Annotated in this window: 3 protein-coding genes; 1 reads left to right on the top strand and 2 read right to left on the bottom strand. The window is 45.4% G+C overall.

What is annotated here, in order from left to right; all coding sequences use genetic code 11:
* Positions 1-35: 35 nt before the first annotated feature.
* Positions 36-998, bottom strand: a complete 963-nt coding sequence (locus tag FKN93_RS14395; protein ID WP_249374189.1) for a TraB/GumN family protein — start codon at positions 996-998, stop codon at positions 36-38.
* Between the two features lie 443 nt (positions 999-1441).
* Here FKN93_RS14395 and FKN93_RS14390 point away from each other — a divergent pair, with 443 nt between their 5' ends.
* Positions 1442-4096: a beta-N-acetylhexosaminidase gene (locus FKN93_RS14390; RefSeq protein WP_170905389.1), complete on the top strand. Its 2655-nt coding sequence runs from the start codon at positions 1442-1444 to the stop codon at positions 4094-4096.
* A gap of 56 nt (positions 4097-4152) precedes the next feature.
* Here FKN93_RS14390 and FKN93_RS14385 read toward each other — a convergent pair whose 3' ends face one another.
* Positions 4153-6669, bottom strand: coding sequence for a heavy metal translocating P-type ATPase (locus tag FKN93_RS14385; RefSeq protein ID WP_170905388.1), 2517 nt, complete (start codon positions 6667-6669; stop codon positions 4153-4155).
* Between the last annotated feature and the right edge of the window lie 122 nt (positions 6670-6791).

Raw genomic sequence — 6791 nt, 5'->3', positions numbered from 1 at the left:
GTTTACGGGCCGTAAGTAATCGTCATATGCAAATGTCAGATCGTGATGCGCCTGTTAGGGCGCTGCTTGTAAGAAAGCCTTATAGGCGCATATGAAAAACCTCCGGCTATGCCGGAGGATATTTTTTGCTTAGCTGGAAAACAAGTTGCTTGTTGGCTTTGATTACGTTGAATGAGATCAAAACCTTGGTCTTGCAATAACGTTAATACATTATCTTTCCCCACCAAATGAAGTGTCCCCACGACAACGAGATAATGGCCAGATGATGAAGGAAGAAAGTCTGGCGAAATTAGCTTATCTACCCATTGATGATTGCGCTTGATAATCAATGAATCTTCCATCTCAGCTGACATCTTCGTCTGTTTTAAAAGCTGTTCTAGCTTTACGCTATCGCCACTTTGCCAACTTTCGAGCAGACATTCAGTCATGCTGTGTTGGTTTTCCCATTCATCGAGTAGCGCTATCAATAGCTCTTGTCCGTCATTAGGTAAATTCGTTAACACATCGATTTGATATTGTGCGGTCTCTAAAGGAAGCAGCGTTATACCGATTTGCTTGGCTTGACGAATAAAATGTAGGTCAACCCCTTGTTCTGCAGAATAACCCAGCTGATGGAGATGTAAAAACTGCAGTTGTAGCGCGCTACTCCATGGTGGAAGATTGGCCAATCTATCTGTGTTTTGTTTGAGTCGTTGCGCCATATTATCCAACTGACGATATTGTTGTGTGGTCAGTATTTGTTGACTGGTTACGGAAGGGATTGGATAGGTAATAGCCTTCAAATCACTTAGGTCGACTTCAATAATTAAACCATTGCTGGTTGCGAGGCGTTCATACAAAGTGCTCGGCAAGGGGTACATGGATGATTTACCCACATGGATAGACCCAACGATATCAAAAGACAAATTTCCTTTTGTTGCTTGCCAGTAGAGTGGCTCAGCATGAAGGCCTAAGGCGAAAAAAATGGCTAAATAAGAGAGTAATCGAGAATTCAACAAAATAGCGTTCACCTTAAACTTGAGTTAAAGAGATACTCTAGCGTAAATAACATAATCAGAATGACTATAAACTTAAGATCTTAATCACAAATTTACTTTTATTTTTAAGTTGACGATCAGCGATTGCTGCTACGAAAAGTGATCATTATCTCAATAAGTAGGTAGGATTATGACATTGATGTGATTGAGATCGCAGTAATCTCGTCAAAATAGAAGTGTCGATTTTGACGTTAACTTTAACATAATGATAAATAATGATTTTTTATTTTCATAAAACCTAAAATTTGAACGTGATCACTGCTTAGTATGATTAATTTTACGCCGCAAAATAACTCGCGTTATGGTTGGAAGATGAATCATGGCAATCATCGGATAATGCCGTCATCAAGGGAGGAAAAAGAGTTTACTCCTTCCTGTATTTCCAACCGAAAGAAGGTAATTCTATGTTGAACAAGAGTGTAATCGCCATTTCAGTCACCGCAGTATTAGCGGGATGTTCAATGATGGGCACGTCTAATCAAGCGCTAGTCAATTCACTGGCGGGCAATTTGGGTATTCAATATCACGTCGTCACAAACCACGGCGCTAATGACGGCTTGGCTTGTGAAGCTCTCGGTGCAGAATGGGCTTCATGTAATAAGGTTAATATGACGCTTCTTAATCAAGGTGAGGCGATAAAGTCGAAAGACTGGGCTATCTACTTTCACAGTATTCGCTTGATTTTGGATGTGGAGAATGACCAGTTTAAAATTTCTCGCGTGACGGGTGATTTACATAAACTAGAGCCAACAGAGAAATTTGCCGGTTTTGCGGCGGGTGAAGAGGTCGTTTTACCACTCATCGGTGAATATTGGGCGCTGTTTGACACTGATTTTATGCCAGGTGCTTTTGTGGTCGCTCCTAATGCAGAGCCTAGGCTTATTGCATCGCTGAATACCGAAGATATTGCTTCGTTTGTGAGCGGTATTGACGGTAATAATTTAAAACGGACTCCAGAAGACAATAACGTTTTTGCCAACGCGATATCGCGTTTTGAGCAGAATGCCGACCTAGCAAAACAAGAGGTTTCCACTACGTTACTCCCAACCCCAATGCTCGTTGAAGCGGGTCAAGGTGTGGTGGATATTGCGGCAGGTATCGCGTTGCCTAAAGAAGCATTCAATGCCACCCAATACAGCGCAATTCAACATCGCGCAGCCGTGATCGGGATAAATGTTCGTGGTGAGCTTCCTGTCAGCGTTACGGTTGTTCCTACAGGTTTCACTGGTGAATTAGCAAAATCAGGGGCTTATGAGTTGACCATCAAAGGCGACGGTATTGTGATTAAAGCGTTTGACCAGGCGGGTGCTTTTTACGCAGTACAATCTATCTTTGGTCTTATCGACAGCCAACAGCCTGATGCTTTACCACAGCTGTTTATTCAAGATGCTCCTCGTTTTGAGTATCGCGGCGTAATGGTTGATGTCGCGCGTAATTTTCATTCCAAACAAGCCATTTTAGCTACGCTAGACCAAATGGCGGCGTACAAGATGAATAAACTTCATCTTCATTTAACCGATGATGAAGGGTGGCGTCTAGAAATCCCCGGTTTGCCAGAATTGACCGAGGTAGGCGCTAAGCGTTGTTTTGATCTGGAAGAGAAGCATTGCTTGTTGCCTCAGCTAGGCTCTGGACCGACATCGGATAACTTTGGCTCTGGTTATTTCAGTAAAGCCGATTATATCGATATTGTTAAGTACGCCAAAGCGCGCCATATTGAAGTCATTCCTGAAATTGATATGCCAGCGCACGCTCGCGCAGCGGTGGTTTCAATGGAAGCACGTTACGAGCGACTAATGGCACAAGGTAAGCAAATACAAGCGAATGAATACCGTTTGATGGATCCGCAAGATACTTCAAATGTGACCACGGTTCAGTTCTATGATAAACAAAGCTTCATCAATCCTTGTCTTGAATCATCAACGCGCTTTGTCGATAAAGTGATTTCTGAAGTGGCCGCCATGCACATCGAAGCAGGTGCACCGCTAACCACATGGCACTTTGGTGGCGACGAAGCGAAAAACATCAAGCTTGGCGCAGGCTTTCAAGACGTAAACGCTCAAGATAAAGTTGACTGGAAAGGCACGATAGATCTCGCTAAGCAAGATAAGCCATTCGCACAGTCGCCACAATGTCAGATATTGATTGCAGACGGTACCGTGAGTGATTTTGGTCACCTGCCAAGTTTCTTTGCAGAGCAAGTCTCTAAAATTGTCGCTGAGAAAGGCATCCCAAGCTTCCAAGCGTGGCAAGATGGTCTGAAGTACAGTGAAGGTCCAGAAGTTTTCGCCACCACGAATAAACGCGTTAATTTCTGGGACACTCTATATTGGGGCGGCAGCGCATCGGTTTACGAATGGGCCAAACAAGGCTATGACGTGATTGTTTCTAACCCAGATTACGTTTATATGGATATGCCGTATGAAGCCGATCCAAAAGAGCGCGGCTACTATTGGGCTACACGTGCTACCGATACGCGTAAAATGTTCAGTTTCGCACCTGAGAACATGCCACAAAATGCGGAAACTTCACTCGATCGCGACGGGAATGGTTTTACGGGCAAAGGTGAAGTACAAGGCAAACCCTTCTATGGTCTATCGGCACAGCTTTGGTCTGAGACGGTGCGCAATGATGAGCAATATGAGTACATGGTATTCCCTCGCGTATTAGCCGCGGCTGAACGTGCGTGGCACCGAGCTGAGTGGGAAAATGACTACAAAGTAGGGGGTGAGTATTCACAAGACAGCCAACTTGTTAACCAAGCAGCGCTTAACCAAGATTACAACCGCTTTGCCAACGTGCTGGGTCAGCGTGAATTGGCGAAGCTTGAAAAAGCGGGTATCGATTACCGTCTACCAGTACCGGGAGCACGTATCGATAATGGTTATTTAGCCATGAATGTTCAATTTCCAGGTGTGAGCCTGCAATATTCATTGGATGGACAGCAATGGTCTGATTTTGATGCTAGCAATCCTCCTCAAGTGAGTGGTGAAGTCGCGCTTCGTTCGACGTCGGCAAGCGGAATGCGATTCAGTCGGGTTACTGTCATAAACGAATGATATACGCTCAAGCCTCTCTATCGAGAGGCTTTTTTAATCTTCTGAGTGTTTAGCCATCAATCATGATAGCGTACTTTGCTAAAACGAAGGCGGTTAGCATTGGTTACGACAGTAATTGAAGATAAAGCCATTGCGGCACCAGCCACGACCGGACTGAGTAAAAAACCAAATGCCGGATAGAGTATTCCAGCCGCAATTGGGATACCGAGCGTATTATAAATGAAAGCACCAAATAGATTTTGTTGCATATTCCTTAAGGTCGCTTTAGACAGGTCGATGGCATTGACGACGGCTAACGGTGAAGAGTTCAGTAATGTCATTTGTGCGCTTTCTATCGCCACATCACTGCCGCTGCCCATTGCGATACCAATATTTGCCTGTGCCAGAGCAGGTGCATCATTGATGCCATCTCCAACCATCGCTACGTGCCGGCCTTGATGCTGTAACTGCTCAATATGCTGCGCCTTTTGTTCAGGTAGGACTTGGGCAATGACTTGATCGATACCTAGTTGCTTGGCGATTGACTCGGCAACACTGTACTGATCGCCAGTCAGCATTACCGTATGAATCCCCATTTGTTGTAGTGCTTTAACGGCTTTGGCTGCGCTGGCTTTGATAGGGTCAGCAATGGCTATCATCCCAATCAACTGCTGGTGTCGAGCGATAGCGACGGGAGTCCATGCCTGATCCGCAAAATATTGAATGGTACTTTGCGCAACACTGAGATCGATAGCGAGCTCTTGCATGTAGCTTAATGAGCCTAAATGTACCTTATCACCTTGATAAGACGCTTGAACGCCTTTACCACGCTGATTCTCAAACTGTTCAATATTTGCGGCCGTTCCATTGTACTGCCGTGCGTATTCGCAAATGGCTTTAGCCAGTGGGTGCTCTGAATACTGCTCTAAGCCAAAGGCTAAACTGAGCAATGCCGATTCGTCATCTTCAAAGCTCACGACGTGTTGAACGCTAGGTTTGCCTTGCGTTAACGTGCCCGTTTTATCAAAAACCACAGTATCGATGTTACTGGCTAATTGTAAAACGTTGGCATCACGAATCAGTATGCCCATTTCTGCTGCTTTACCGATACCAACGGTAACGGAAAGTGGGGTTGCCAAACCGAGGGCACAGGGGCAAGCGATGATCAACACGGTGGTTGCGACCACGAGCATATAACTGGCTTTAGGATCAGGACCAAACCAAAACCAGATTGCCGCTGCAATACAAGCTATCACCACCACGATAGGGACAAATACGGCCGAAATTTGGTCGGCCAGTTTGGCAATGGCTGGCTTGCTGCTTTGTGCTTGACGTACCATTTGAATAATACGAGCTAACATGGTTTGTGAGCCGATCCCAGTGGCTTTAATCAATAAACTGCCATCTTGATTGATGGTACCTGCGGAAACGGTATTGCCCGGTATTTTATGGGCGGGAATCGGCTCACCAGTCAGCATGGCTTCATCAATATAGGAATCGCCGTCGATCACTACACCATCGACTGGGACTTTTGCTCCGGGTTTAATACGCAGCGTCATACCCTGCTGTATGTGAGCAATAGCCATGACTTGTTCACCTTGATCCGTCACTAAGATAGCTTGTTGTGGCTGTAGATTGATTAAGGCTTGTAGCGATTGGGTGGTTCTTGATTTGGCTTTCGTTTCAATATAATGACCCAGAGAGATAAGACCAATGATCATCGCTGAAGCTTCAAAATAGACATGCCGCGCTGCGGCGGGAAACCACTCAGGAAAGACAACCACTAACATCGAATAAAACCATGCCGCTCCCGTTCCTAAAGCAACCAAGCTATCCATCGTGGCTCGACGGTGGAGTAGTGCTTTCCAAGCATTGACAAAAAACACACGTCCTGCAGTGGCGAGCATTGCTAAGCATGCCACGCCAATCAGTCCCCAACCTAGTTGATCATAGCGATTATCGATTATCATGCTACCGCCAGCCATCCCCCACAGCATCATCGGGCCACCAAGTACAAGGCCTATCATCGCGTTGCGTTGGTGTAATCGTTGCATCATCGTCAATTGTTGTTGCTGTTTAGCTTGCTGTTCAAGAGGATCATCGACCGATTGAGCTTGATAACCTGCTTGTTTTACTGCGATTAATAACTGCTCAGTGAGTGGTTGCTGACTGAGTACTAATGCACTTTGCTCGGCTAAATTGACTTGTACTTTATTAACACCGGGAAGTGCAGTGAGGGCCTTCTCTACCGAAGCCACACAACTGGCACAAGTCATTCCTTCAATCAATAAATAGGTGCTAATTGTCGCTGATGTCGGTTCGAGGGGGATAGGTTCTTTTGCGCTGTCACCAACGGTTGTTGGCGTCGTAATCGAGGCTTCCTCTTTTGTTAGCGACTGACTTAATGTCGCTTGATAACCTAAAGACTCGATACAGCGCAGCAGATTATCAAGCGAGGTGTCTACATCGAGTTCAATGAATGTGGGCGACAACGAATGGATGTGCAGGGTAAACTCACTGTGTAATTGGCGCTCTAGCTTGCGCGCGCAGCCCATACAGTTTAACCCTGATAAAGATAAAGCGTAATGATGCATTGTTATCTCTCCTGACTGATTGGAAGTAGGATAAACCTTGACCTTAAGGTAAGGTCAAGCGAATGATCATGACTTTTTTGAAGTTTCTTGGGTCTGTGCAGTGGGAGTGATAGAATGGCGCG

The organism is Vibrio sp. A8-1 (assembly GCF_013048685.1).
GTDB classification, from domain to species: domain Bacteria; phylum Pseudomonadota; class Gammaproteobacteria; order Enterobacterales; family Vibrionaceae; genus Vibrio; species Vibrio metschnikovii.
This window is presented reverse-complemented; position numbering and strand designations above follow the sequence as displayed.

Bases quoted from the DNA above. Each gene is read 5' to 3' on its own strand.
- FKN93_RS14390 (WP_170905389.1), top strand. From the start codon at position 1,442: ATGTTGAACAAGAGTGTAATCGCCATTTCAGTCACCGCAGTATTAGCG.
- FKN93_RS14385 (WP_170905388.1), bottom strand. From the start codon at position 6,669: ATGCATCATTACGCTTTATCTTTATCAGGGTTAAACTGTATGGGCTGC.